This is a genomic window from Gracilimonas sp. BCB1, from assembly GCF_040117685.2.
GTDB lineage: Bacteria > Bacteroidota > Rhodothermia > Balneolales > Balneolaceae > Gracilimonas.
Window position 1 is genome coordinate 159,668 of record NZ_JBEDYP020000008.1, and the last position, 25,653, is coordinate 185,320.

22 protein-coding genes are annotated in these 25,653 nt (G+C 45.3%); 13 read left to right on the plus strand and 9 right to left on the minus strand.

Going from position 1 to position 25,653, the window contains the following annotated elements; all coding sequences use genetic code 11:
- Positions 1–50 precede the first annotated feature (50 nt).
- Both ABFW99_RS03705 and ABFW99_RS03710 read left to right on the plus strand, forming a co-directional pair.
- Positions 51–2,663: a SpoIIE family protein phosphatase gene (locus tag ABFW99_RS03705; RefSeq protein WP_349354593.1), complete on the plus strand. Its 2,613-nt coding sequence runs from the start codon at positions 51–53 to the stop codon at positions 2,661–2,663.
- A gap of 84 nt (positions 2,664–2,747) precedes the next feature.
- Positions 2,748–3,443, plus strand: a complete 696-nt coding sequence (locus tag ABFW99_RS03710) for a metal-dependent transcriptional regulator (RefSeq protein ID WP_349354594.1) — start codon at positions 2,748–2,750, stop codon at positions 3,441–3,443.
- A 15-nt stretch (positions 3,444–3,458) separates the two neighbouring features.
- On the opposite strand, the gene hisF is transcribed toward ABFW99_RS03710, so the two are convergent.
- Complete coding sequence (hisF, locus tag ABFW99_RS03715) at positions 3,459–4,217, minus strand: imidazole glycerol phosphate synthase subunit HisF (protein ID WP_349354595.1); 759 nt, start codon at positions 4,215–4,217, stop codon at positions 3,459–3,461.
- A gap of 197 nt (positions 4,218–4,414) precedes the next feature.
- Between hisF and ABFW99_RS03720 the strand changes: the two genes are divergently transcribed.
- Positions 4,415–5,242, plus strand: a complete 828-nt coding sequence (locus ABFW99_RS03720; protein WP_349354596.1) for an AMP-binding protein — start codon at positions 4,415–4,417, stop codon at positions 5,240–5,242.
- 66 nt (positions 5,243–5,308) lie between these two features.
- Positions 5,309–6,550 (plus strand): serpin family protein, encoded by a 1,242-nt coding sequence (locus tag ABFW99_RS03725; protein ID WP_349354597.1) that lies wholly within the window; start codon positions 5,309–5,311, stop codon positions 6,548–6,550.
- Between the two features lie 78 nt (positions 6,551–6,628).
- Here the strand turns inward: ABFW99_RS03725 and hisA are convergent, their stop codons facing one another.
- Both hisA and ABFW99_RS03735 read right to left on the minus strand, forming a co-directional pair.
- Complete coding sequence (hisA, locus tag ABFW99_RS03730) at positions 6,629–7,345, minus strand: 1-(5-phosphoribosyl)-5-[(5-phosphoribosylamino)methylideneamino]imidazole-4-carboxamide isomerase (protein WP_349354598.1); 717 nt, start codon at positions 7,343–7,345, stop codon at positions 6,629–6,631.
- Between the two features lie 75 nt (positions 7,346–7,420).
- Positions 7,421–8,407, minus strand: a complete 987-nt coding sequence (locus tag ABFW99_RS03735) for an alpha/beta fold hydrolase (protein WP_349354599.1) — start codon at positions 8,405–8,407, stop codon at positions 7,421–7,423.
- A 146-nt stretch (positions 8,408–8,553) separates the two neighbouring features.
- Here ABFW99_RS03735 and ABFW99_RS03740 point away from each other — a divergent pair, with 146 nt between their 5' ends.
- The 8 genes from ABFW99_RS03740 to lepB all read left to right on the plus strand — a co-directional run bounded on the left by ABFW99_RS03740 (position 8,554) and on the right by lepB (position 20,946).
- Complete coding sequence (locus ABFW99_RS03740; RefSeq protein WP_349354600.1) at positions 8,554–12,138, plus strand: LamG-like jellyroll fold domain-containing protein; 3,585 nt, start codon at positions 8,554–8,556, stop codon at positions 12,136–12,138.
- Positions 12,139–12,294: 156 nt separating this feature from the next.
- Positions 12,295–13,005, plus strand: coding sequence for an ABC transporter ATP-binding protein (locus ABFW99_RS03745; RefSeq protein WP_349354601.1), 711 nt, complete (start codon positions 12,295–12,297; stop codon positions 13,003–13,005).
- Positions 13,002–15,554 carry an FtsX-like permease family protein gene (locus ABFW99_RS03750; RefSeq protein ID WP_349354602.1) on the plus strand — a complete coding sequence of 851 codons (2,553 nt, stop codon included), beginning with the start codon at positions 13,002–13,004 and terminating at the stop codon, positions 15,552–15,554. Before ABFW99_RS03745 ends, ABFW99_RS03750 begins: the two co-directional genes overlap by 4 nt.
- A gap of 15 nt (positions 15,555–15,569) precedes the next feature.
- Positions 15,570–16,748 (plus strand): lipocalin-like domain-containing protein, encoded by a 1,179-nt coding sequence (locus ABFW99_RS03755; RefSeq protein WP_349354603.1) that lies wholly within the window; start codon positions 15,570–15,572, stop codon positions 16,746–16,748.
- Positions 16,749–16,919: 171 nt separating this feature from the next.
- Positions 16,920–17,270, plus strand: coding sequence for a phosphoribosyl-ATP diphosphatase (hisE, locus tag ABFW99_RS03760; protein WP_349354604.1), 351 nt, complete (start codon positions 16,920–16,922; stop codon positions 17,268–17,270).
- A 165-nt stretch (positions 17,271–17,435) separates the two neighbouring features.
- On the plus strand, positions 17,436–19,241 hold the full coding sequence (gene lepA, locus ABFW99_RS03765; RefSeq protein ID WP_349354605.1) for a translation elongation factor 4: 1,806 nt from the start codon (positions 17,436–17,438) through the stop codon (positions 19,239–19,241).
- Positions 19,242–19,246: 5 nt separating this feature from the next.
- Complete coding sequence (locus ABFW99_RS03770; protein WP_349354606.1) at positions 19,247–19,831, plus strand: hypothetical protein; 585 nt, start codon at positions 19,247–19,249, stop codon at positions 19,829–19,831.
- Positions 19,832–19,842: 11 nt separating this feature from the next.
- The gene (lepB, locus tag ABFW99_RS03775; protein ID WP_349354607.1) at positions 19,843–20,946 is read left to right on the plus strand and encodes a signal peptidase I; all 1,104 of its coding nucleotides are present in this window, start codon (positions 19,843–19,845) and stop codon (positions 20,944–20,946) included.
- 147 nt (positions 20,947–21,093) lie between these two features.
- Here the strand turns inward: lepB and rlmN are convergent, their stop codons facing one another.
- From rlmN to ABFW99_RS03800, 5 genes are all read right to left on the minus strand, one after another.
- On the minus strand, positions 21,094–22,206 hold the full coding sequence (rlmN, locus tag ABFW99_RS03780) for a 23S rRNA (adenine(2503)-C(2))-methyltransferase RlmN (RefSeq protein WP_349354608.1): 1,113 nt from the start codon (positions 22,204–22,206) through the stop codon (positions 21,094–21,096).
- A gap of 49 nt (positions 22,207–22,255) precedes the next feature.
- Entirely contained in the window at positions 22,256–22,768 is a 513-nt protein-coding gene (locus ABFW99_RS03785; protein ID WP_349354609.1) for a Spy/CpxP family protein refolding chaperone, read from the minus strand.
- A 1-nt stretch (position 22,769) separates the two neighbouring features.
- Positions 22,770–23,099, minus strand: coding sequence for a hypothetical protein (locus ABFW99_RS03790; RefSeq protein WP_349354610.1), 330 nt, complete (start codon positions 23,097–23,099; stop codon positions 22,770–22,772).
- 3 nt (positions 23,100–23,102) lie between these two features.
- Positions 23,103–23,732 (minus strand): RNA polymerase sigma factor, encoded by a 630-nt coding sequence (locus ABFW99_RS03795; protein WP_349354611.1) that lies wholly within the window; start codon positions 23,730–23,732, stop codon positions 23,103–23,105.
- Positions 23,733–23,795: 63 nt separating this feature from the next.
- On the minus strand, positions 23,796–24,287 hold the full coding sequence (locus ABFW99_RS03800) for a Spy/CpxP family protein refolding chaperone (RefSeq protein WP_349354612.1): 492 nt from the start codon (positions 24,285–24,287) through the stop codon (positions 23,796–23,798).
- A 139-nt stretch (positions 24,288–24,426) separates the two neighbouring features.
- On the opposite strand from ABFW99_RS03800, the gene ABFW99_RS03805 reads away from it, so the two are divergent.
- Positions 24,427–24,900, plus strand: a complete 474-nt coding sequence (locus ABFW99_RS03805; RefSeq protein ID WP_349354613.1) for a DoxX family membrane protein — start codon at positions 24,427–24,429, stop codon at positions 24,898–24,900.
- Between the two features lie 14 nt (positions 24,901–24,914).
- Here ABFW99_RS03805 and ABFW99_RS03810 read toward each other — a convergent pair whose 3' ends face one another.
- The gene (locus tag ABFW99_RS03810) at positions 24,915–25,643 is read right to left on the minus strand and encodes a M48 family metallopeptidase (protein ID WP_349354614.1); all 729 of its coding nucleotides are present in this window, start codon (positions 25,641–25,643) and stop codon (positions 24,915–24,917) included.
- Positions 25,644–25,653: the final 10 nt, after the last annotated feature.

Here is a 25,653-nt window from a genome sequence, read left to right on the forward strand (position 1 = left end):
AATCTAAGCATATTCACGAAACCTAATACAAGTTTTTCGTAAAGAGATACATGCAACTGAGTAAACAACTCTTTAGGGATGTTATAATTTTTCTATTCGGGGTGGCCGGCATAGGGTGGTTTTTCTATTCATTCCAGCATCACCACCCGTTTAGTATTACCCACACCAAAGTGCCTAAAGATTACATCATTGAAAAAGCGGACTCCGTTTTTCAAAGCTGGCAGTATCAGGCGTTAGATTTTTACCCTCAAACTGAATTCAACACCGATGAGGATGTAATTGATACACTTCAACTAAAATGGGGAATCAGGGAATTTAAGGAGAGGCTGGAAGAATCCGACTTCCTTAGCAAGCTTCCTCTGGCTAAATGGGAGGTTCGGGAATACAACATTCAAAGTGAAAATAATGACTATTCGGTGGAGGTAGGATTGACCCCCGATGGTAAAGTGGTGGATTTCCTGGCCACAACGGAATTGATTAACCAGCAGCGACCGTTTAACCGCTATGCGGTGCGAACGGTATTTCAAAACCAGGTGGATAATTATTCCAGGGGACTGGAAGATTCCCTGCTCACCGGGCTCTCCGATTATCAGCACATAAACACAGAATCGGGTTCCAACTCTCAGGCGTTAACCATTATCGATCGTTTAAGGGAAATTCGCGGAACGCAGGATGAAAGTGTCTATGAGATGAACAACATCTGGAATCTGGCTGACTTCTACCTGGGGCGAACAGCCTGGCGGTCATTTGACCTGAAACCGGACACTACCGAATTAATAGATCAGGCCGGGTTACGTTTTGCAAGGGCAACTTACACAGCCTCAGATTCCGTATCAGGAGTGCATGTTGAACTGACTATGGAATTGTTGCCTGCCGGTTCTATGAAGTCATTATCATACCGGATTTTCCCGCGACTGGAAGAAGCAGAGACTCCTGTAACGGACATGCTTGAAAGTATATCACTGTTTGTGATATTGGTATTTGCCTTGTGGCTATTGTTTGTGTTTTATTTGAGGATTAAAGCCCGGGCCATCGATACAAAGCCGGCCATAATTATTGCGGTACTTGCAGGATTTCTGGTTCCCGGGTTTTGGTTTCTGAACTTTGTTGACCAAATGGGATGGATGTACGGATTTAACGGCTCGGTCGCCATTTTTCAGAACCTGATGATGCTTGGGATAATGGGTGCGGTTGGAGCCGTTGGATTTTTTGTGCTAACGGCTGTCAGTGACTCCGTTACCCGACAATACTGGCCCGAAAAACTAAAAACCTGGGATTTGGTGCGCCGCGGTTTATTTATGAATAAACCCGTAGGCTGGGGAATGGTTAACGCCATTGCTATTGGTGGAATTTTGATAGGGGTAGTAGGACTGTTTCTTTCCGTTTTTGACCATTCCTTTATATCAGCAAACACAGGTTTTTTGTCGGATGATTATTTTCTTCCCTCCATAGCAAATCTGATGGTTACCACGCTCTTTGTGCTGGTAATTGTGGTTCCCTTATATCTGATTATTGGAAACCAGATAAAAGGCCTGGTTGGCCGCGACTGGATTATTCCGATTGTAAGTGCCGTACTTTTTGCGCTGATCGATATACTTCCATTCAACATCGAGCCGGATAGTCTGGATCGGATGCTACGCGGGGTGTTGGGATTTGTGTTGGGATACTTCTATCTCCGGTATGACTTTTTAACCATCGTATTCGGAACTTTTTTGTTTCTCAATTTCCTGACAACTTCAAAAGGCTGGTTAATCGAAGGCTCCCCTGATGCAAATACCTTTTACATGTTCATGATGGTACTTCTGACTTTCGCGGTCGGGGGAATCTATTTTGTATTTAAAGGAACCGACAGGGACGAACTCCCCGAATATGTGCCCGGCTATATCGAGGATCAGGCTAAAGAGCAGCGGTTAAAGCAAGAACTTTCCATTGCCCGCGTTGTGCAGCAAACGTTTTTACCTTCAAAAATTCATCATCTGCCGGGAATTGATATTGCCGGAATTTGTATCCCGGCGCAGGAAACCGGTGGCGATTACTACGACATGATTTCACTGGGAGAGCAGCGTACGGCACTGGCAATCGGTGATGTTAGCGGAAAGGGAATTAGGGCCGCTTTCTATATGACCTTCACTAAAGGGGTGCTTCACAGTTTAAGTGCCTTGATTCTTTCTCCGGTTGAATTGCTGAATCAGCTGAACAGGCTATTCAATGAAAATGCAACACGTGGTACGTTTATCTCCATGATTTACGGAATCCTTGAAGCCGATAAACGCCAGTTTACCTTTGCGAGAGCGGGGCACAATCCTATGCTGCTGGTCCGTGCCAATGGTGATACAGAATGGCTGAAGCCAAATGGGGTTGGCATTGGAGTTGCTCAGAAAGCAGAGGCTTTCATCAAGTGCACCGAAGAAGCTACTCTTAAGTTGAAAGAGGGTGACGTAGTTATCATGTACACCGATGGAATTACCGAAATGCTGAATGCCGGTAATCATTTTTATGGAGAGGAACGGCTTGAACGGCTCGTTAAAGGGGTAAGAAAAGCATCGTCTGAAAAAATTCTGGAGATCATTGTAGATGATGTAAACGAGTTTAAAGGCGTGGTTAAACAACATGACGACATGACTTTGCTCATAATAAAAGCCGATGCCTCAGCGAATCAGTAAATTTTGTATTTTAGCCAATGCTAATAACTGAATACATCGCTGTTAAACGGTAGCGGTGTTCAATACCTAAAAAAATTTCATCCATTGCGAGAATCATTAAAAAATAACATGGGCTTAAGTCAGTCTGTAGAAGATTACCTGAAAGTCATTTACGTGTTAGAGTCAGAAGGTGAAGGGACAACGACGACCAATATTGCCAATGCCCTGGATGTATCTTCAGCCTCGGTGACCAACATGCTGAAGCGCCTTGCAAAGATGAACTTGTTGGAATATGAATCTTACAAAGGTGCCAAGTTAACCGATGCCGGAAATAAAATAGCCCTGGAGATTTTACGCCATCACCGATTACTGGAGTTATACCTCAAGGAAGTAATGGGCTATTCGTGGGATGAAGTACACGATGAAGCGGAAAAGCTGGAGCATCATATTTCGGAGCAATTTGAAGACCGTATTGCAGAACTGCTGAACCATCCCACGCACGATCCCCATGGTGATCCTATTCCTTCCAAAGACGGGATTATGCCCACCATGGCTCAGCTTTCTATTTCTGAGGCTGAGGAAAACACCCCGTATATTATCGGACGGGTGAAAGATCAGGACCCGGAACTGCTTCGCTACCTGGAGAAAATCGGAGTACTGCCCGGCTCAAAAATTGAGGTTATTGAGAAAGCCCCATTTGATGGACCGGTTAAAATCCGCCTGGAAGATAATATTGAGCAGATGTTAGGCCAGGCCGTAGCCAGTGAGGTGTATGTGTTGGAGGCAGAAAAGCAGCCGTAGGCATGCAAGAAAAGGTCAGACTTGCCGCACTTCGATATTGGCGGCCTTCATGTTCTTCTTCAGGTCTTTGATCTCTATTTCTTTAAAGTGAAAAATACTGGCTGCCAGAACCGCATCCGCATTTCCTTTGGTGATGGCTTCAATACAATGCTCGATGGTACCGGCACCGCCGCTGGCAATAACGGGTATGTTAACGATGCCATTAATCATCTCCAGAATATCGATGTCAAATCCACTTTTAGTACCATCACGATCCATGCTGGTGAGCAGGATTTCGCCGGCTCCCCGTTTTTCCACTTCCTGCATCCATTCGATGGCGTCCAAACCGGTATCTTCCGTGCCACCTTTGATGTACACATTCCAGCTGTCTCCGTGCCTTTTGGCATCTACAGCTGCTACAATAGCCTGAGCACCAAATGCGGCGGAGGCGTCATCAATGAGCTCCGGGTTCTTCACAATACTGCTGTTCAGGGAAACTTTATCGGCTCCGGATTTAAGAAGCTCTTCAATTTCATCAACGGTTTTAATTCCTCCACCCACCGTAAAAGGAATGTTAATCTCTGCAGCTATTCTTTTAACCAGCTCAACCAGGGTTTTTCTCTTTTCCAGGGTAGCAGTGATGTCCAGAAAAACCAATTCGTCGGCACCTTCTTCGCTGTATCGTTTGGCCAGTTCAACAGGGTCACCGGCGTCCCTGAGTCCTTCAAAATTGACACCTTTCACGGTTCGGCCGTCTTTGATATCCAGGCAGGGAATGATTCGTTTTGTGAGCATAAAGTTCTGAAATCTGCTTACCTCTGCGGACACGGAATTCGTATGTGAGTTTAAATTCCTTACTACGCAGGGTTAAAAATTAGACTTCAAATATAGAAAATTCTTAAAAGGGGTGTTAGCAAAATAAGCATAAAGATGTACCGACAGTGAACCCAAAGAGCTTATTTGGAGTTACTGTCAAAAAAAGAAAAAAGGCTATGAAGTTTAAACTTACGGACGTCTCAAAATCAGCATGCGATATTATAGATGAAGTTATGCAAAGTCCGGACTCCCAATTACTAATTCCGCCCAAAATGAAAGGCCAAAATCCAGGTGCCGAACATCCGGAATCGGACGAAAAGCAAATCGGGTTATTTTCCAGTGGCACAACCGGTTCACCAAAAGAAATTTGGAACAGCTATGAGAACCTGGTAAGGAATGCCCGGTTTACCGCAGAAGCATTCGGAGTAAAACCGAACCACCGGCTTTTGATGATGGCAGCACCCTGGCATGTAGCCGGGCTCAGCTGGGCGATTATGGCGGAAGAATTAGGGTGCGAATATCGGTTCATCACTACGAAAAAGGGAGAAGGTGACCAATGGCTGAAAAGCGTTCAGGAGTTCGAACCTGATTTCCTGCTTACGGTGCCGGCGGTATTGAGGGCAATGTATGGTGAGGATTGGTTCGTTCCTCATATTGTATTCGGCGGTTACTCTGTAGATGAAGGTGAACTTCAGCAGCTTAACCCACATTGTGAATTTACCATTCAAGGATATGGGCAAACGGAGGCCGGCGGGTTAATCGCAGCTCATAAACGAAAAAGTACAGCTCCGGTTCAGCCTTATGAGCATTTCTGCAGCGGACATCCCATCCGGGGAGTTCAGTTGAAGTGTGAAGGGACCCCCGAAAACCCGGCACCGATATTTATTCAATCAGAAACGGCCTTCACCAAAGAAGAGTACGACAGTAAGGATGTGGGATTCAGGGATTCACATGGGAGATTGTATGTTTTGGGAAGAGCTGACAAAATCGTTAGTGAAAAGTAGAGCAGGACAATTTTCTCCGCGGTTCTGCATTTAATATATTGAGTTATCTAATTACAAGAGAAGACTATGAGAACCAATCGCTTGCTATCACTTTTATTCTTCGCTCTTTTTTTAATTCCGCTAAGTTGTACCACCGATGTTACCGGCCCGAATTCAAGTGGGGAGTTGCCCCGGGAACTTTCAGCAGCAGAGAAAAAGCTGGTTGAAGACGGACAATCATTCGGATTTAATGTGTTTAAAAGCACGGTTGCCGGAGACTCATCAAAGAATATTTTCATTTCACCGCTTAGTATATCAGTAGCTCTGGGTATGACGATGAACGGAGCTGAAGGTGAAACTTTTGAGCAGATGCGGGAGACGCTCGCATTGCAGGGGTTGAGCCAGGATGAAATTAACCAGGGATATCAGTCGCTGATAAAACTGTTGACGGAAGCCGACCCTAAAGTGAAAATGCAGATAGCAAATTCAGTATGGAGCAGAGAAGGATTTGCCGTTCAGGAATCGTTCACCAATACTCTTGAAGAATATTTTGATGCCACCACACGCGAGTTGAATTTCAGCGATCCGAAATCCACAGACATCATAAATCAATGGGTGGCTGATAATACCAACGGATTGATTGAAAAGATCATCGATGGACAAATTCCACCTGAAATGATAATGTATCTGATAAATGCCATCTATTTTCAGGGCGACTGGACTTATCAATTCGATAAAGAAGAAACCCGGGAACATTCCTTTAGCCTTGAAGAAGGTGGAGAAATAATGGTGGACATGATGAGGCAGGAACGTCTGTTTAATATCAACATGAATGAGGAAGTTCACATGATTGACCTGGCTTATGGAGACAGCCTGTTTAGTATGACGGTAATGATGCCAGCCGATACAGAAAAGCCGATTGATGAATTTATCAGCGATGACCTGACCAAAGAGAAGTTCGACTCATGGATTGCGGGTTTATCGAAAAAGGACATGCCAATACTTTTTCCCAAGTTTGAACTTTCCTACAAAATCAAAATGAACGACATTCTGAAGTCGATGGGGATGGAAGTACCGTTTGAGGAGGGAAAAGCTGATTTTTCCGGTATAAATCCGGACGCCCGACTCTTTATAAGTCAGGTAAATCACAAAACGTATGTAAAAGTGGATGAGAAAGGAACAGAAGCCGCTGCGGTTACTTCGGTGGGAATAGGAGTGACTTCCGTGCCCCAGACGTTTTCCGTGGATCGTCCTTTTGTGTTCATGATTCGTGAACAAAACAGCGGGGCCATTCTCTTCATGGGTAAAGTAAAGAACCCTAAATTGTAATCTTTAACTCTCTATTCAGGGAATAAAGGCAAGAGCGCAAGTATTCACTTGTGCGGTTTAGGATCCTATAAAAGAACTTTAGCGATTGAATTCCGCCATTTCTTCCAGCGAAATTCGGCTCTCGTAATAGGCTTTCCCAACCACCACGGCATCGATGTTAGCCTCGTTGAGTATGTTTAAGTCTTCAAGAGATGAAACCCCGCCCGAGGCAATCAGTTTGATATCAGTAAATTGCTTTTGAAGGTTTTCATACAGTTCAAAGTTGGGACCGGAAAGCGTACCATCTTTGGAAATATCGGTACAGAGTACTTCTTGCAACCCATGCTCTATCATACGGTTCAGAAAAGACTCTACCGATTCTTCCGCCGTTTCCAGCCAGCCTGAGTAGGCAATTTTTCCGTCTTTAAGGTCCATGCCCAAAATCATTTTCTCAGGATAGTTCGCAAGAGCTTTCAGCCAGTCTTCTTCATTTTTGATAGCCATAGAACTGCAAATGACTTTTGAAAGACCGGCATTGAGAAGCATCTCCACATCCTCAAAAGTCCGGATACCGCCACCGGTTTGTACCGAAATCTCCAATTTGTCAATAATTTCTTTAATGTGCGGCAGATTGATGAATTTCCCTTCCTTCGCTCCATTCAGGTCTACCACATGGATATGCTTAAAGCCTGCTTCTTTAAACTTTCGGGCCTGATTTACAGGAGACTCGTCATAAACGGTTACCTCTTCATATGAACCTTTATGAAGCCGGACAGCCTTTCCGTTTAATAAGTCGATAGCGGGAATTGTAAGCATGGAATATTTTTTTGATGCAAAGGTAGGGCTTCGGCAACTTCTTTTCTTATAACTTTCTGATAGGCTTATGAACTTTTACTTGTTTGCTTCAGCTTGTTCAGGCCAGCTGCCTCTAAAAAAAGTTGTTATAGCCTGTAGTGTGAAACCGGGGTTGTCAGAAAGGCTTCCTTTATCAGCTTCAGGAACCAACAGTAACCGGCTGTTTTGGGTGATATCTGTCCACCTGCGCTGACTGGAAATAGCAAGGGAATCCTCCTTTCCGTAAACGACAAGAAGTGGTGCCTTAACGTCCTTCAGTTTTTCAGAATAATCCCAGTTGCCGAAGAAAGCCGGTGCAAGCTGAGCGGTATATTGGTAGTAATATTTAACCGCTTCGGCCGGCCCATCACAGGTTGAACCTTTGTGAGAGGCCCTTTCGCCCCTCAAAGTGGCGATTTGTTTGGAGAGCTCTTCATATTCCCGGCATGTTAAGACGGGATCATCGGCACTTCCTTCCAGCAGGCTTGCCAAAAGGGTTGAAGCCCGGTTGGTAAGTGATGTGTCTGGAACAGGGGAAGCTTGTTGAGCCCTCGCCCGGTAATATTCTCCCATTTCTGCCCGAACCGGCCCGGTAGATCCATGAAAAACAACCCGGTTTAAGTGATGGGGGTATTTGGTGGCATATTCAGCTAAAACAATAGATCCGAACGAATGGGTGAGTACGTTCATGGAATCAAGGTTAAAATAATCGCGTACAGCTTCCAGGTCTTCCACAAAATATTCGGGCTTCAGTCGGGTGGTGTCTTCCGGGAGCGTAGACTTTCCCCCACCGCGTTGATCATAGAAAATGAGTGTGAAATCCTTAGCCAGCGGTTTAGCAGAAGGTGAAAAAGAGTTGATGCCTGCTCCGGGGCCTCCATGAATGATAAGGAGCGTGTCAGTACTCATTCCTTGAACCTGATAGAAAAGCGCAGCACCATCATCCGTTTGAATAAAACCATCGCGTGTTTCTGCTTCTTTCTGAATTTGGCTACAGGAAATGAAGCCGATGAAGATAATCCCAATAAAAATGATCCTGTTCATGTGCATGGGTATTAGATATGGAAGTCAGGTTTGCAAAGGTAATCAATTGAGCGGTTTTAAAAATGCCCCACGTATGTATGAACGAGAGGCAGGGCTAAAATACTCAGTTCTGCCTGTCATCATAAACATTAACCAAATTAATGCAGATGAAATCACGAGATACAAATCACAAAAATTCAATCAATGAGAGAAGGGGATTTACCCGGGGTAAAGGCTTTAATTACATTTTTTCGGCCATACTAACACTTTTTATAATTGCAGCTGCTCCGCATCAGAGTTGGGCACAACAAGGGAGTCTGACGCTGGATGGCGATGGTGATTACGCCACGGCCGGAGACAGTCCATCTCTGGATATATCAGGAACCAGTATCACCCTTGAAACATGGGTTAAACACGACGGAGAAAGCGATGACAATGCTTTCTTAATCAATAAGGCTTTGAGTAGTGACGGATATCGCCTGCAGCTTTATGGTGAAGGTGAAGAAACCTACGTTCGGTTTGTTATCGGTGATGTGACAAATGACGGACCGGCTGTATATTCTGAAACAGGAGTTCCCGCCAACCGCTGGACCCACATTGCGGCAACCTATGACGGTCAATTTTTAAAGATTTACATTAATGGCCAGCTGGATGCAACTTCACAGGAAGATCGCACAATTGATGCTAACGATGCGAGTCTGACTCTGGGTGCCAATGCATCATTAACCGGAAATTTTTTGAGTGGAGAGATGGATGGGGTGCGAATCTGGAACACAGTGCGCAGTGCAGCTCAAATTGGGGATACCTACCTGGAAGAGTTGACGGGAAGTGAATCCGGGCTTGCAGCTCTGTATCAGTTTTCCACTTCCAGCGGGGGCAATGTTAATGACTTGGCAGGTTCGAATAACCTGTCATTAACGGGTGATAACGCCGGCATTGCAAGTCCCGGAGCCGTGCCTATTGCTCCTAATCTTTATACCCACAATGGTAACGGCCAGGCTGAGCTGACCTGGGATGAACGTCTGGGACCAAATGATGAAAACCAAGCCTCAAGCTTCAAAGTATATCGTTCTACAGCTCCGGATGGCAGTGACCGAACGGAAGTTGCCGCGGTATCCTCAGGCACCTATGAGTACAGCGATACGGGCTTAAATAACGGCCAAACCTACTACTATGAGATTACAACTATAGATGGCTCAGCCAACGAAAGTGATTTTTCGAATATGGTTACGGCCACGCCCTACGCCACGATGGGTGGAGGAAGTTTATACCTCACTAAAAATGCCTATGGATTGGTTTCAGACCGGCCATCACTTGATATTATTGATACAGATATATCGGTACATGCCTGGATTAAGCACGATGGGCAAAGCGATGAAAATGCCGTGATTGCTGTAAAAGGATCAACAGCAGACGGATATGTACTACGATTGGACGGAGAAGGACAAGCGCCCAATCTTGCATTTGCCATCGGGGATATCACCAATGGTGGTCCGACCATTGTATCCAACTCAAGTATCCCGGCTAATCAATGGACGCACGTAGCCGGTACGTATGATGGCAACGATCTCAAAGTTTATATAAACGGAGAGCTTGACAATACCGAGCCGGAAGACCGAACTATTGACGGGAATGACTTCGACCTGTTTATCGGTGCTGATGCGGCTGCATCCGATCAATTCTTTAGCGGACATATTGATGAACTGGGAATTTGGAGCATCGCCCTTCAGCGTCAGGATATCGAGGACAATTATAAAAAGGAATTCGTCGGGAATGAGGAAGGACTTGAACTCTATTATCGCTTTGATGATGCCGGGAATTCAATTGTGAAAAGTATGGATACCTATCATACCGAAATGCAAAAAGTGCCGGTTAGCGGAACTGTTGAAGTTACAGCTCCGGGCGTATTCCCTGTAGCACCGTACAGTTATGCACTCGCTGATACCACTTCCACAGAGGTTTCCATAACAAATCGGGCATTTAATGTGCCGGCCAGCCAAAAAGTTTACCGATCTGCTCAACAAAATTTAAGTGATCGCAGTGAAGTAGCCTCAACCTCTACCTTCAGTTATTCTGATGGCGGTTTGACTGCTGAAAACACCTACTACTACCAGGCAACAGCGATTAATGCAGACGGACAGGAAAGTGATTTCAGTCACCCAACCCCGGTCAGAGCTTCTGTTTACGAAGCAGGAAACGCACTCAAGTTGGATGGTGACCTTGATTACGTTCTCCTCGATAACCGTAATTCGTTAGACGGCTATAGACAGTTGTACGTAAACTTTGAAGAAACCATGACGGTGGAAGCCTGGGTTAATCATGATGGCAATAGCGATGAAAATGCAGTGATTGTTCAGAAAGGAGCTACCAGTGACGGATACCGCTTGCGACTTGAAGGTACCGGAAGCTCAGTAGCTGCTTCATTTACGATTGGAGATATCACCAATGGCGGGCCGCGGGTTACAACTAATTCCAGCATCCCCGCAAACCAATGGACGCATATTGCGGCTACCTATGATGGAACCGATCTGAAGATTTATGTGAATGGTTCACTCGATGCCACAGACAGCGAAGACAGAACTATTGACCCAAACCCACAGCCTCTTTTAATAGGTGGGCCAAATGCGCTGGATGGCAACTTTTACAGCGGGGAACTGGATGAAATTCGTATCTGGAATGTAGCCCGCACGGAATCCGAGATAGCCAATAATTTCTATAAAGAATTAATGGGCGATCAAGAAGACCTGATTGCTTACTTCCGCTTTGATGAAAACCAGGAGGAAGGTGAAACAGCCGCTTCTGATATTACATACAGTTCTGCCCGAAGAGCAATGAGCGGAACCCTGAGCGGAGATGCCACTTTTGTGAACTCTAATGCATTGAGCAGTCAACCCGTGGTAATAAATCCGATTTCTGAAATTACGCTGGATGAAGATTTCGGAACCTTTGTAGCAGCTGATCTGGATACGGTTTTCCAGGATGATGACACCCCAAATCTGAGCTATTCCATTGTGGTGCCATGTCATATTGTGGAAGCGGAAGTTCAGAATGATACCAGCCTGGTTTTCACTTCTCTCGAAAACATCTTCGGAACCGATACGCTAACCGTGGAAGCTACCGATGGAGCTACGACAGCTCGTCAGTCTTTTATCGTACACGTAGAGTCAGTGAATGACTTACCGGAACTGGCCGGGTTCGAAAATGATCTGCAGGTTCCATTAGATGGAGAACTTACTGCTGATATGTTTGCCCGTACAGCAGACGTAGAATCGGCTGATACCGCACTGACGTTTACGTTTGCGGTAGATACCTCCGGAATCAACGTTGACTTTGACGGGCAGATGCTCACGCTATCACCCAATGGTGATTTTGACGGATCGGGTACATTGGATATCGAAGTGACGGATGAAGACGGAGGTACAACTTCTGTTTCCGTAGGTGTACAAATGGTAACCGACACGGATATCACGGATGAAAATGGTGTACCGGAAGCATTCGATCTGGCTCATAATTATCCGAACCCATTCAACCCAACCACTACTATAAAGTATGCACTGCCGGAAGCAGCGGATGTTCAATTGACGGTGTTTAACTCAATCGGACAGAAAGTAGCTGATCTGGTAAATACCCGTCAGGCTGCCGGTACCCATCAGGTAGATTTTGATGCCAGTCAGCTGCCCAGCGGGATGTACATTTACCGATTGAAAGCCGGGGAATTTGAGCAAATACGCAAAATGACGCTGGTTAAATAAGTTCACTTTAAAAATCTAATCTCCCTCAAAGCGTCTGCTTAACCGCAGGCGCTTTTTTTATGAATGAAGGTTAATTCGTCACTATTCAGGAACACTGGTTCAGTAAGTGATGTTAAGCTCGAAGTTAAATGACCTGAAACGGCTTAATTTGAATAGATGCCCGCAAACTCACACATACAATTAGACGACCTGACAAAAAGCTACCGGGAAGGGGATAAGAATCGTTCGGTGCTCGACGGTTTGAATCTTTCAGTCAAAGAAGGAGAAATGATTGTACTTCTTGGGCGATCCGGTTCCGGTAAAAGTACCCTGCTCAACCTGATAAGTGGAATTGACAAACCTGACGCCGGAAAGGTGATTATTGGCGGTACCAATCTGGCAGAGCTCGATGAAAAGAACCGGACTCTTTTCCGGCGCAACAATATCGGCTTTGTGTTTCAGTCGTTTAATCTGATTTCGACACTGACTGCTCATGAAAATGTGTTACTGCCTTTGAAGCTGAAAGGGGCAACAGACGACGAAACACTGGACAAAGCTCAACAGTTTTTAGACAGCGTTGGACTTGGAGACCGGGGAGACAGTTACCCCGACCGTCTGTCCGGAGGGGAACAACAGCGGGTGGCCATAGCACGTGCGCTTGCTCATGAACCTATGCTGATATTAGCTGACGAGCCCACCGGAAACCTGGATTTTGAAACCGGTCAGCAAATCCTCGATATCTTAAATGAACTGGTTCGGGAAAACGGACGGACTATTATTCTTGCTACCCATGACCGGGATATCTGTAAAATTGCAGATCGCGTGCTGGAACTCCGCGGTGGCAAATTACGAGAAGTAGAGGATGTAGCAGAGATGGCGGTATCATGAGCAGTTCAAATAATTCCAATTTACTCTGGCTTTCCAGTCTTCGTTTTCTGCTGAGCCATCCCTGGCATTTTGCCCTTTCAATATTAGGTGTGGCCTTAGGTGTGGCCGTAGTTGTATCTATAGACCTTTCTAACAGCAGTGCTGAAAAAGCATTTGAACTATCAACAGCAGCGGTTACCGGAAAGGCCACTCATCAAATTCGCGGAGCGGCAGAAAACTTGCCTGACGAAACTTATCGCAATCTAAGAATTCAAACCGGGCTCAGGAAATCGGCTCCGGTAGTTGAGGGATATGCTCAGGTGCAAGGAATGAATAGAACTTTCCAGGTGCTTGGGGTTGATCCTATAGCCGAAGCTCCATTCCGGGATTACGCTAGTCAGCAGGCCGGGATCGAATTATCCGATTTTATTAGTGGCAATAACACAGGGCTGGTAGCACAGCAAGTAGCAGAACAATTGAATGTTGAAGTAGGGGATTCACTTCTAGTTATTGTAGGGGGACGCCCGTTTAATGTTCAGTTAATCGGATTGATTGAGGCAGAAGATGACCGCAGTCAACAAGCATTAGAAAGTTTGTTGGTTGTGGATATTAGCACCGCACAGCGGTTGTTTAATATGGAAGGGAGCCTGACCCGGATTGATCTCATTCTTCCAAAAGATGGTGAGGAAGATCTGAAGAAAAAAATTCAAACCGTGTTACCCGAAGGAGCTTCTATTGTCCGCTCCGAATCCCGAACGGAAACGGTGGAGCAAATGACCCGTGCTTTTGAATTTAATCTGCAGGCCCTGAGTATGCTTGCCCTGTTGGTCGGGATGTTTCTCATCTATAATACCATGACCTTCTCGGTGGTTCAGCGCCGTCCGCTAATCGGACGGCTACGGGCGCTGGGAGTAACTAAATCTGAAATTCTAACAACGGTGCTTAAAGAAGCATTACTGATTGGATTCCTGGGAACAGGAGTCGGAATGGTAACCGGAATATTTCTGGCACAGGTGTTGGTGAAGTTGGTTACTCAATCCATTAACGACTTATATTTTGTGTTGTCTGTGCAGGAACTATCTATTGGGTTATTTCCGATGGTGAAAGGTGTAATGCTTGGGATAGGTGCTACTTTGATTGCTGCATTTTGGCCGGCGAGAGAGGCTTCAGAAGCGGAAGTTTCAACGGTATTAAGGCGATCATCCAACGAGTCTAAAGTTTCGTCCCGGATATCTCCAATTGCACTGTTAGGACTGATGATTGGTGCAGGCGGTGGTTTAATACTCCTGATCCCAAATGGAGGAATAGCAGCCGGATATTCTTCACTGCTTTTTATGATTGTAGGCTTTTCACTTCTCGTACCCTTGATTATTGTTGGACTGGCTAAACTGCTTCGTCCGGTGCTTGGGGCATTAAGCGGATTGATAGGGAAAATGGCGGTGCGAGGAGTAGTCACGGAACTTAGCCGGACATCGGTTGCTATTGCGGCATTGGTAGTGGCCGTTGCGGCAACGGTTGGTGTTGGGGTGATGGTGGATAGCTTCAGAACCACCGTCGTTTCCTGGCTGGAAGCTCAGCTTCAGGCGGATGTGTACGTACAGCCGCCCAGCTCGGTATCCCGGAAAGCTGACGCCACGCTGGAGCCTGAATTGGTAGTTCTGCTCCGCCAAACAGATGGAGTCGGTGATGCCGGAACAGTCCGAAGTGTAGAAGTTCGAACGAACAATGGTACAGATAATTTAGTGGCCATAAATCAGGGACCAAAAGTCGAACAGGCCTATCAGTTGAAATCACAAGCTGATGATTTTTGGCAACAGTTCACCCAGGAAAACATCGTGATGGTTTCGGAAGTATATGCCTATCGGAATGGGCTAAACCCGGGAGATACGCTGACTATTGAAACCGATACCGGAGAACAAAGCTTTACCATTCAGGCTATAAATTTTGACTACGCTTCCGACATAGGGACGATCACCATTAGCCGGAATATCTATAACCAATTTTTTGATGACGATGCTATCTCCGGCCTCGCACTGTATGCGAAACCCGGGGTGGAGGTGGAGACATTGGTAGAACGACTCCGGGAGAATTCCGCCGGAATGCAGGAGGTTTTTATCCGATCCAACAAAGGGTTGAGGGAAGCTTCCATTGAGATTTTTGATCGCACATTTACGGTAACGGTGGTCCTCCGAATGCTGGCTATTTTAGTTGCATTTATAGGAGTTCTGTCCGCATTAATGGCTCTTCAGTTAGAGCGCTCTCGGGAGCTGGCTGTATTGCGGGCCAACGGAATGACGCCCGGACAGCTATGGAATTACGTGGTAACTCAAACGGGGGTGATGGGAATAATGGCGGGACTGCTTTCTGTACCCCTTGGTATTCTGATGGCCTATGTGTTGGTGTATGTCATTAACCTTCGCTCTTTTGGGTGGACGTTACAGTTCATGATTACTCCTGAAGTTCTGTTTCAGGCCTTTGGGCTTGCAGTAATTGCGGCTCTTTTAGCGGGCATCTACCCATCCTGGAAAATGGCACAGGCAAATCCGGCTGATGCTCTTAGAAATGATTAAGTAAGAAGTATGTCTATGAAAAAAATTATTTGGATCTCAGCGGTTGCGATATTCATAGCCGCAGGAAGTCTGTATTTTATAACTCAGGAAGATGAAGAAATTTCAGCTACCGTTTCAGTAGCCGAAGCTATGGGCGGGGGTGATGAGGAAGGATACCTGAGGGCAACGGGGCCAAGAGAATTTGTTTTCCCTGATGATCACGGTCCGCATCCCGGATACCGGACGGAGTGGTGGTACTACACAGGTAACCTATTTACTGAAGAAGGCCGTCAGTTTGGCTATCAGTTCACCATTTTTCGGAGTCAGTTAAATCCACCTGCTAATGGCGAAGCCGGTGCTGCTCAAGGCGAAGATTGGAATACGGATCAGCTTTATCTCGGGCATTTTGCCATTTCAGATGTGCAGGAGGAGAATCATGTTTTTGATGAGCGATATAGCCGTGGTGCAGCCGGTTTAGCCGGCGCTCAAGCCGAGCCATTCGAAATTTGGCTGGAAGACTGGAAAATTACCCGCGAGAACGAAGAAGAAAGTAATGACAAGAATTTCCCGACCCGTATTAAGGGAACAATGGAAGACGGTTCAGCAATTAACCTGGTTGTGACACCGACCAAACCACTGACCCTCCAGGGAGAGAAAGGGTATGATAAGAAAGGGCCGGGGGAGGGAAATGCATCTTATTATTTGTCCTTTACCAGAATGGACGCCCGTGGAACCCTCACCATGAATGGCACAGAGTACAATGTAAAAGGGCAAAGCTGGATGGATCATGAGTGGAGTACTTCTGCTTTGGGGGAAGATCAGGAAGGCTGGGACTGGTTTTCCATTCAGTTATCAAATGGCTATGACCTGATGTATTACCAGCTGCGCAATGCGGATGGATCGGTGAGTACATTTACCACCGGCTCACTCGTTGATCCCCTGGGAAATAAGACGAACATCAATCCGGGGGAAGTAAATCTGGAAGTATTGGACCGGTGGGAAAGTCCGCACAGCGGAGCTGATTATCCTTCCGAATGGGTGCTGGAAATTCCCGGAGAAAACCTTCGGCTTGAACTGGCAACGCTCTTCGACGATCAGGAAATGGACGTTTCGGTACGATACTATGAAGGAACGCTATCCGTAAAGGGCGCCATGAACGGGGAAGAGGTAAGCGGACAGGGGTATATTGAGATGACGGGATATGGGGAGGAGTAGGGGTTAAATTCCAAGTTCCAAGTTCCAAGTTCCAATGACCAATGACCAATGACCAATGGCCGAATAACGAATAACGAATAACGAAAACTTTACCCCAGTATTAAATTTTAGGAAAACCGTTGTTTGGGGGTCATAAAATGGTGAACTTCACACCCGCAAATAAAAGCATACATGAGTTTAGAAATGGCTGATATTAAAACACTGACAAAAAAGGACTTGAAATTTCTGAAAGAGCTGGAAGAATTGCTCTACGATAGAAAGTCTGAAATGCCGGATGGTTCCTATACCACCTCCATGTACAAAAAAGGCATTGACAAGATCGCCCAGAAAGTAGGTGAGGAAGCTGTTGAAACTGTAATCGCTTCAAAAAATACGAAAGATAAAGAGACGATAAACGAAGCGGCTGATCTGATTTTTCACCTCATGCTGTTGCTTGCAGAAAAAGAAATTCCCCTTCACAAAGTTATAAAAAGGCTGCGCAAACGCCACGACAAAGGTACCCATAAGCATATCGGAGAGTGATTTCGTTAATCGTTATTCGGTACCAGATTAAACTTTTTAGATTGATTAATTAGCTAATTCGAGTAACGAATAACTAACTATATTTTTCACTGATAACGAAATTTTAACAGCTCCTGCCTTCTTTGTATCTTTGTTGTTTAAAGTGAGACGCACCGAATTCCGCACATGAATAACATTCGAAACTTTTGCATCATTGCCCATATTGATCATGGGAAATCAACCTTAGCAGACCGACTTCTTCAGCTTACCGGCGCCATCAGCGAACGGGAGATGAAAGAGCAAATGCTGGATGACATGGATTTGGAGCGTGAGCGTGGCATCACCATTAAAAGTCACGCCATCCGAATGGATTATAAAAGTCCTGATGGCAACAACTACATCTTCAACCTGATTGACACGCCCGGGCACGTTGATTTTGCCTACGAAGTATCCCGTGCCTTAAAAGCTTGTGAAGGCGCTATTCTTGTAGTTGATGCGGCCCAGGGAATTGAAGCACAAACCATTTCAAACTTATACCAGGCCATTGATCAGGACCTGGAAATTATACCGGTATTGAACAAAATTGATCTGCCTGGTGCTGATCCTGAAGGCGTGGGGCAGCAAATTGTGGATATGATCGGGTGTGAATATGAAGACATTCTTCACGTATCCGGTAAAACCGGTGAAGGTGTAGATGCGCTTCTTGAGGAGATTGTAAAGAAAGTTCCGGGTCCCAAAAGAGAAGAAGACAAACCACTGCGTGCACTTATTTTTGATTCCGTTTTTAATACCTACCGGGGTTCGGTAGCCTATGTTCGGGTGATGGAGGGTGTACTTCGAAAAGGAGATCTCTTCAAATTCATGTCTAACCATGAAGAGTATAACGCCGAAGAGATCGGTTACCTGAAAATGAAGCAGGAGCCCACCAAAGAGCTGCACGCCGGGGAAGTAGGCTATGTAATTGGGAGTGTGAAATCGCTGCAGGATGTCCGTGTGGGTGATACCATCACCAAAGTGGATAATCCAGCCAAAGACCCTATTCCGGGTTACCAGGAAGCTAAACCTATGGTGTTCAGTGGAATTTTCCCGACGGACTCCGACGACTTTGAAGACCTTCGCGCTGCCCTTGAAAAGCTTCAGCTGAACGATGCCTCTTTGACCTATGAGCCGGAAACGTCCAAAGCCCTGGGTTTTGGTTTTCGGGCCGGATTCCTCGGACTTCTGCATATGGAAATTGTGCAGGAACGCCTCGATCGTGAATTCGATATCGATATCATAACCACGGTGCCCAACGTGCAGTACGAAGTGGAGCTGGTTGAAAGCGGTAACCGGATTGAGGTAGATAACCCAAGCCAGATGCCCGGTGCCGGCGACATCGAAGCTATTTATGAGCCGTACATCAAGGCAAGTATCATTACCCCGGCTGATTACATCGGCCCGATTATGAAGCTGTGCCAGGAGCGGCGGGGTATTTACGTAAACCAGCTGTTCATGCAAAATAATCGGGTGGAGATTACGTATGAACTACCGATGGCCGAGGTGGTTTTTGATTTCTATGACCGGTTGAAATCCGGAACGCGCGGATATGCCTCTCTGGATTATGAATTTATCGAATACCGAAAAGGCGATCTTGTTCGTTTGGACATTATGCTGAACGGCGACCAGGTGGATGCATTGTCAAGTATCACCCACCGTGATAAGGCCTATTACCTCGGACGTAAAGTTTGTGGAAAATTAAAGGAACTTATTCCTCAGCAACAGTTTGAAGTAGCTGTACAGGCGGCTATCGGAAACCGGGTAATTGCCCGTGATACCGTTCGTGCGATGCGTAAAGACGTTACCGCGAAATGTTACGGTGGTGATATTTCCAGAAAACGAAAGCTGCTTGAAAAACAGAAAGAAGGTAAAAAACGAATGAAACAGGTAGGTACGGTTGAAATACCTCAGGAAGCATTCCTCGCCGTACTATCTATGGACGAAGACGACAGATAGGTTTTATGCAACGATTGACGAAACAATTCTTTTTCTTTTTTGTACTGATGGTGATGATATCCACGGCTGCACAGGCGCAGTTCGAAGAGCCGGATATCAAAAAAGTGAGTCAGGAAGACCGGGCTGAATTCCAGTCGCGTTTTGCTGATATAAAATGGACCGGGCAGGGATTCAATTATAATGAACTGGACCGAATGCCCGCAATTGAAATTCGTGCTGTTCTGCAGGGAGCGTATGGCGATCCAACCCAAAAGGTGGAGGATATCATTGAAAAAGACGGATATTTAAGGGATGGAAAATCCATACAATTTGAGTATTGGTTTATCATTGACGGATATATTCCGATGATGGTGCTGGATTTGGAAGGCCCTTTTGATGACGGCTTGGTATATGTAGGTGCCAGTCGCTATGTGGATTTAATGCCGCAGGTAAAGCGAACCCTAACCAAAGAGTTGCGGGAAACATCACCTAAAGAATACGTTGACTACTTTTATTCACCGGAAAGGGGACAGTGGTATAAAGTTTCCTATGAGGCCGGAGAATACAAGAAAGAGGAAATCAAAAAACCCTCTCATATCAAAACAAAATAAATAACCGGAACTTGGAAGAGAATAAGAACCCCGAAGAGCAGGGATTAAGCTCATACTGGAAGAAAAGGAAAGAAAAGAAAGAAGAAGAAAATAAGAAGGCTAAATCATGGCTGCGTGAGTGGGTTGACGCCATTGTATTTGCTTTTATTGCAGCAGCTATTCTTCGTGCATTTCTGTTTGGGTCGTACAAAATTCCCACTCCTTCCATGGAAAAAACCCTGATGACGGGAGATTTGCTCATCGTATCCAATGTAACTTACGGCCCAAGAACTCCGATGGGGTTATGTGTTCCTTTTTTGCAGGGATGGTGCGTGCCCGGCGTTCAGCTTCCATGGACCCGGCTACCCGGTTTCCGTGATGTAGAACGAAATGACATTTTCGTTTTTAATGTGCCATGGGAAGTGAAGCCCGTATCACAAAAAACCAATTACATCAAAAGAGCCGTAGCAATTCCCGGCGATACCATTTCAATTCAGGATAAAATCTTATATGTCAATGGTGGGAAATCGGTGCAACATGAAGGTGTACAACGTCATTATGTGGTGCGAATGGCAGAGCGAGTCCGTCTCAGCAACGCTAAAATGGAATCGGTAGGCGGAGAGTTAATAGGCTACACCAATAACAATACCTATGTAGTAAACATGACAGATGATGTGGCTTCAACTGTTAGCGGATGGGCCGAAGTAGATACCATGTTTTTAAATGTAACTCCCGAGGGGAGTGTTGACCGGAATTATGTACAGAGTTCGGGAGATTTCTCAAGAGCATTTAACAATTCAGATCAACTTCCTGAAATCGTAATACCGTTTGAAGGACAGGAAATTCAGATCACCAATGATAATTGGTTCATCTATAAAGATATTATTGAGCGATACGAGAGAAACGATCTGAGACGGGAAGGCGGAAAGATCTTTATCAACGGGGAAGAGACCAATTCCTATACCATTAAGCAGGATTACTACTTCGCTATGGGAGATAACCGCGATAACAGTCAGGATTCCCGTTTCTGGGGTTTTGTTCCCAGCGATCATGTTATTGGGAAAGCATCCATTGTATGGTTCTCCACCGACAACTGGGTGCCACGCTTCGAGCGAATTTTTACAATGATTGATTAAGGAGGGAGGAGTCAGCACTCAGAATACAGGAGTCGGAATGTTGTATTCTGAGTGCTGTATTATGAAGTCTCACTCTTTTATTACCTATTACTCTGGTTCCGGACGCTCTGCGTCTGAATGAAAGGCAGCCAGAGAAAATCCTTCTCTTTACTTTTTCGCCATCGTCTTACCTTTGGGAGCTCCTTCCCGGATAGCAAGCTGACCGCACCCTGCGTCAATGTCATCACCGCGGCTTCTTCGAACCGTTGCACGGACATCATTTTTGATCAGTTCACGCATAAAATTGTCCAGCCGATCTTCTCTTGCCCGCTGAAGCTCAACACCGGCTACATTGTTGTACATAATGATGTTGACCTTGCTGGGTGCCCACTTCACAATTTTGGCTAATTCACGGGCATCCTGGGGGCTATCATTGAAGTTGTCAAACAACAAGTATTCGTAAGTTATGGGTCGCTCAGTGGCTCTGTAATAATGTTTAACAGCATCTTCCAGGCTTTCCAGGTTCATAGAGCTGTTGATAGGCATGATCTTATCCCGCTTAACATCAGTAGGCGCGTGCAGGGAAATAGCCAGGTTAAATTCTTCCTGATCATCTGCCAGTTTCTTAATCTGCTTGGTAAGCCCAACAGTAGAAACCGTAATTCGTTTAGGGGAAAGTTCAATACTCAGCGGATCCGAGATTATGTGAGCTGAATTCGTGATGGCTTTATAGTTGTGCAGTGGCTCGCCCATTCCCATATACACAACATTGGTGATTTTCTTACCATACTTTTCTTCGGCCAAATCGTTAATGTATTGCACCTGATCCACAATTTCACCGTGCGTCAGGTTGCGGAATAGCCCCATTTTACCCGTTGCACAGAAAGCACACCCGAATACACAACCCACTTGTGAAGACACACAAACGGTGAGTCGGCGAGCGGCTCCGTCAGCAAAAAAGTCCGGGATTAATACGGCTTCTACTTTATAATCTTCTTCAGGATCGTTCAGCTTAAAGAGAAACTTAATGGTGCCGTCTTTACTTTCCTGCTGCTGAACCGGCTTTATTCGGTTGATGGTAGCTATCTCACGCAGTTTCTCTCTCAGGTCTTTAGACAGGTTGGTCATGTCTTCAAAGTCAGACACCCCTTTTTGGTAAAGCCACTGGAAAATTTGGTCGGAGCGAAAGCTTTGCAAGCCCAGTTCTTTACAAAAATGGGTAAGCTCTTCTTTGGTTAATGCTTTAAGGTCGGTTTTTTGGGCGGTTTCAGTCGTAGTCATAGGCTTCAAAGATACGCAATAATCGCCCGAACATCGACAAATGATTAGTTTACCGGTTTCTATGGGGTACTTGGATAGTACCACCTTTTCGGTCGTGCATAAAACTCTCTCTCATCAACTGCTCAAAGCGTTCCTGCTGATCGTTGTTGAGGACTTCTTTCATGTCCGTCATATGCGTATAAAACATATTCTCAATGAGATTGTACCGGTTGGTGAGTTCAGTCAGGATAGAGTCGCGCTTTTGGTCATTACCGGCTTCATCGCCCATAATAAAATTAAAATAGGCACGCCGGTCCTCGTTAAGCTCCTTTCGAAGTTCACGCATCTCTTCAAAATGAGATTTACGCAAAGCGGACAAGGAATCGGTCTGGGCATCGGAAAGCTGTAGCTCTCGTTGCATGTATCGGTGAATGACATTTGGATTCCGGTCACTGTCACGAAAGCTCCTTCCGTCACGATTACCTGACTTTTTAATCCAGATCGTGGTAAGTAGTGCAGCGTTTAGCAACACCATCACAAGAAAACCGGTTAGCGCCCACTTAAATTTGGTTTCAATGTTCATGTCACTCTTCCTCAAAAGTTTGGTAATAATTATTGTCGAAGGATTGGTAATCGGATGCCAGCTGATCAACAACTTCGGTTCGGGTAGTGGCAGTAGAGTCAGTGGCTGGGGGGTATTGGGAAATGGAAATCAGGTTTAAAACCAGCATAATGAATACGGCGGCGGCAGCAACGGCTACTCCAATACCTGAAGATTCCTGAGCCTTGTTGCGCTTTTCAAGCCGTGCAGTAACCCGGCTGTAAAAGAAGTCATCGGTGGTGGCACGCTCTATCCCGTCCAGCGATGCCAGGGTTTTATCCACTTCCCGATCTGTGTGCTTTTGATTTTTCATGATTCAATCCAGTTCATTTTGTTGATAATAGTTATACAACTGCTTTTTCAGGCTTTCTTTTCCGCGATGAATAAGTGATTCAACAGCCGGAACGCTTATTTCCATCACATCCGCTACTTCCTGGTAACTTAGTCCTTCTACTTTCTGTAAAGTGAAGGCCACCCGCTGACGTTCAGGCAGCTTATCAATTTCATTAAATAAAGTCGCAGCTCGTTCTTTGTTCTCGAGCTTAACACCGGGATGCATATAACCTGATACATCCTCCTGCTCATCCGGTTCACTGAAAACAGATCCAATGGCCTTAAAGAAACCAGATCGTTTTTTCCGTTTTCGATACCGAATCAACTCCAGGGATTTGGTAACAGCAATGCGATATATCCAGGTTGAAAGTGCCGCATCTTCGCGGAAATCGCCAATCGAATCGAACACCTGAATAAACACTTCCTGAGCCACATCTTCCGCATCGTGCGGATTTCGTAAAAACCCCAGGCAGGTGTTGTACACCTGATTTTTATGTTCGTTCACCAACTGCTTAAAGGCAGATTCATCGCGGCGGTTAAGCCGTTCAATATATTCAGAATCCTCGATAGAACTGATTTTAGGGTTTTTATGTGATGGTTTTGATGCCTGCATTATAGCTACCAAAAGGATTAAATAAAATGCAGGGAATTCAATCCCTGCATTCAAAGCTACTTACTAACGGTTTGATCTCATTTTCGATAATCTTTTCTGCATTCGAAGATGCAGATTGTCAAACTTAACGCGCTGATCATCATCGAGAAGTTCGCGGATTTGCTGTCGGTGTTCTACCCGGGTTGTTAACATAGTTTTGTTCAGCTCAGAAATTGTACCAATTACTTCCTGAACTTCTGCTTCATCATAATTATCTGCTACGGTAAGCGTGCGAAGCTTGGCATGGGCTTCCTGCAGTTGTGTTTTCAGCGGAAGCATTTCTTTTTGTCCATTCAGGTGAATTTCCCGAATCTGCTCTTTTTGTTCATCACTGAGGTCGAGCATAGCCATGACTCGCTGGTGCTGCTGGCCCTGGACATTTCGTTTTTGCTGAAACCGTTCTACGCGTTCACCTCTATCGCGGTCTGGATTCTTAGATCGTTGTTGACCGATTGCACTCACTGAAAGACTCAACAATAAAGCGGTAATAGCAAAAGATTTAACTAAGGTTTTCATGATATATCTCCTGATATAATTTTGGGTTCACTTACTTAGATGACAGAACCCTGAAAACCCTTCGCTGTAAATAAAAAATGCCTTCACAAGATCTTTATAAACATCCTGTACATTCAACAGCTGAATAAAATGGCCAGCTATGATACACGAGTATTTTGACAAACTAGATGACCGCATCACACAGTGGATGGCCCGGTATGGCCTTATAACATTACGGGTAGGGCTGGGCATAATATTCTTTTGGTTTGGAATGTTGAAGTTTTTTCCCGGATTAAGTCCGGCTGAAGGGTTGGTTAGAAATACCGTTTATTTTATGGATCCGGATCTATTCATTCCAATTTTAGCAGGTTGGGAAGTCCTTATCGGTCTTGGACTGATTATTGGAAAGTATATGAGAACAACTCTCTTTTTGCTTTTTCTACAAATGCCAGGAACTGTTTTGCCACTTTTCATTCTGCCGGAAGTTGTGTGGACCACTTTCCCTTTTGGCCTGACTTTGGAGGGGCAGTACATTGTCAAAAACCTTGTATTAGTTAGTGCAGGATTGGTATTAGGCGCTACCGTAAGAGGTGGGAGGTTAGTTGCAGATGTTGAGAAGGCTGAAAAAAAGTAGTTAGAAGGGCTGTATCAGCAATCTGAGATGCGGGACTTTCCATTCAGCTCATCTTTTAATGATTTCCACTCCGGTAAAAATTCGGACATAAAACGGTAGAAGCGTTTACTGTGCAGGCGTTCCAGTAAGTGCACCATTTCATGGATAACAACATATTCAAGAAGTTCGGGTCTTTTTTTGGCAAGTTCCAGGTTCAACCAAATTCTGTGATCACGAATGTTGCAGGTTCCCCATCGTGTTTTCATTTTCTTAACGCCAAATTCATTTACCTTAACGTTCATTCGGGGTTCCCACTTCTCAATGAGATTGGGAATTCTTTGCTTTAATTCTTCCCGATACCACTTCTTTAGTATGGAAGCTCTCTTTTGTTGATTGGTTCCGGGGCGGATGAATAACTTCAGTTTATCGCCATCAACCCAAACCCGTGGTGGTTTATTTTTTTCTATTACAACCAGCTCGAGGTCTTTTCCCCAAACCGGATGTAGTTCGCCGGATATAAATTTCTTAGGTCGAGGCTTAGCCTTTATTCGGTAGTTGGACAGGTGTTTTTGAATCCATGGAAGCTTGCCCTCAACAAAGTTTGCCACATCAGAATCAGAGATACGCCGGGGGACGGAAATCCTTACCCGGCGTTCGGCAGGATAAACTCGAAGGTTCAGGTTTTTCACATTTTTCCGATGTACTTCAACTGTAAGGCCGGATACATTTAGTTTACTTTTGCTATACAGTTTATACCCGGCCATTCAACAGTTG

Bases quoted from the DNA above. Each gene is read 5' to 3' on its own strand.
- ABFW99_RS03755 (WP_349354603.1), top strand. From the start codon at position 15,570: ATGAAAAAAATTATTTGGATCTCAGCGGTTGCGATATTCATAGCCGCA.
- ABFW99_RS03705 (WP_349354593.1), top strand. From the start codon at position 51: ATGCAACTGAGTAAACAACTCTTTAGGGATGTTATAATTTTTCTATTC.
- ABFW99_RS03725 (WP_349354597.1), top strand. From the start codon at position 5,309: ATGAGAACCAATCGCTTGCTATCACTTTTATTCTTCGCTCTTTTTTTA.
- ABFW99_RS03785 (WP_349354609.1), bottom strand. From the start codon at position 22,768: ATGAACATTGAAACCAAATTTAAGTGGGCGCTAACCGGTTTTCTTGTG.
- ABFW99_RS03750 (WP_349354602.1), top strand. From the start codon at position 13,002: ATGAGCAGTTCAAATAATTCCAATTTACTCTGGCTTTCCAGTCTTCGT.
- ABFW99_RS03735 (WP_349354599.1), bottom strand. From the start codon at position 8,407: ATGAACAGGATCATTTTTATTGGGATTATCTTCATCGGCTTCATTTCC.
- hisA (WP_349354598.1), bottom strand. From the start codon at position 7,345: ATGCTTACAATTCCCGCTATCGACTTATTAAACGGAAAGGCTGTCCGG.
- ABFW99_RS03770 (WP_349354606.1), top strand. From the start codon at position 19,247: ATGCAACGATTGACGAAACAATTCTTTTTCTTTTTTGTACTGATGGTG.
- ABFW99_RS03720 (WP_349354596.1), top strand. From the start codon at position 4,415: ATGAAGTTTAAACTTACGGACGTCTCAAAATCAGCATGCGATATTATA.
- ABFW99_RS03810 (WP_349354614.1), bottom strand. From the start codon at position 25,643: ATGGCCGGGTATAAACTGTATAGCAAAAGTAAACTAAATGTATCCGGC.
- rlmN (WP_349354608.1), bottom strand. From the start codon at position 22,206: ATGACTACGACTGAAACCGCCCAAAAAACCGACCTTAAAGCATTAACC.
- hisF (WP_349354595.1), bottom strand. From the start codon at position 4,217: ATGCTCACAAAACGAATCATTCCCTGCCTGGATATCAAAGACGGCCGA.
- hisE (WP_349354604.1), top strand. From the start codon at position 16,920: ATGAGTTTAGAAATGGCTGATATTAAAACACTGACAAAAAAGGACTTG.
- ABFW99_RS03800 (WP_349354612.1), bottom strand. From the start codon at position 24,287: ATGAAAACCTTAGTTAAATCTTTTGCTATTACCGCTTTATTGTTGAGT.
- ABFW99_RS03805 (WP_349354613.1), top strand. From the start codon at position 24,427: ATGATACACGAGTATTTTGACAAACTAGATGACCGCATCACACAGTGG.
- ABFW99_RS03795 (WP_349354611.1), bottom strand. From the start codon at position 23,732: ATGCAGGCATCAAAACCATCACATAAAAACCCTAAAATCAGTTCTATC.
- ABFW99_RS03745 (WP_349354601.1), top strand. From the start codon at position 12,295: ATGCCCGCAAACTCACACATACAATTAGACGACCTGACAAAAAGCTAC.
- ABFW99_RS03790 (WP_349354610.1), bottom strand. From the start codon at position 23,099: ATGAAAAATCAAAAGCACACAGATCGGGAAGTGGATAAAACCCTGGCA.
- ABFW99_RS03740 (WP_349354600.1), top strand. From the start codon at position 8,554: ATGAAATCACGAGATACAAATCACAAAAATTCAATCAATGAGAGAAGG.
- lepA (WP_349354605.1), top strand. From the start codon at position 17,436: ATGAATAACATTCGAAACTTTTGCATCATTGCCCATATTGATCATGGG.